The sequence below is a fragment of the Novacetimonas hansenii JCM 7643 genome (genome assembly GCF_000964405.1).
In the GTDB taxonomy this organism is placed as follows: domain Bacteria; phylum Pseudomonadota; class Alphaproteobacteria; order Acetobacterales; family Acetobacteraceae; genus Novacetimonas; species Novacetimonas hansenii.
Genome location: NZ_BANE01000361.1, coordinates 1 through 583, shown reverse-complemented (window position 1 = coordinate 583; position 583 = coordinate 1). Strand labels below are relative to the sequence as shown.

The 583-nt window shown below is 59.5% G+C and carries 1 protein-coding gene; it reads left to right on the top strand.

The window, feature by feature from the left end; all coding sequences use genetic code 11:
- The coding region (locus B7G66_RS16640; RefSeq protein WP_080937683.1) for a DNA -binding domain-containing protein at window positions 1-458 on the top strand (458 nt) is incomplete at its 5' end.
- Window positions 459-583: the final 125 nt, after the last annotated feature.

Genomic DNA, 583 nt, shown 5'->3' with positions numbered 1-583 from the left:
CAGAACGACAGGGATTACAGAGCAAATCTCTCGCCCTGCATCACAACGGAAACACCTACCGTGTCCAGATCCGTGATGCGAAAGCACGTGATCGCGCTGCAGTCCTCATTCCTCTGGACGGAGGTGAAGAACTGCGGATTGCAGAAGTGCGCAGGTTCATTCGCTATCTTTCCGGAATGCCCGTTCCGCCTTTATCCCGGACGCTGGGGCTGCCGCTTTACCGTGCGCGTTTTATCGCAGATGCCATCTGTGCCTATGCCGGACGACGAACTGGTGCCTCCCATCGCGATATCGGTGTGGTTCTTGATCCGTCCGTAAGACACATGAACGCACGGCAGTGGGATACCTCGTCCCAGCGTGGACGGGTCGGACGTCTGCTGCGTAAGGCCACGCGATTAGCCGAAGAGCGCGAATATCTCACCCTTCTCAGACCCGCCCGTTTCCGTCTCTCCCGGTAGATTGCTTCACCGTCCGGACGATGCCGCCCGGCACGTACGCCCATAGACGACAGTAATCTGCGTACGTCCCCACCACGACAGTTTCCGTCCACGCTGCGCCCAGTCACGCCCGAACCGACGGAGGC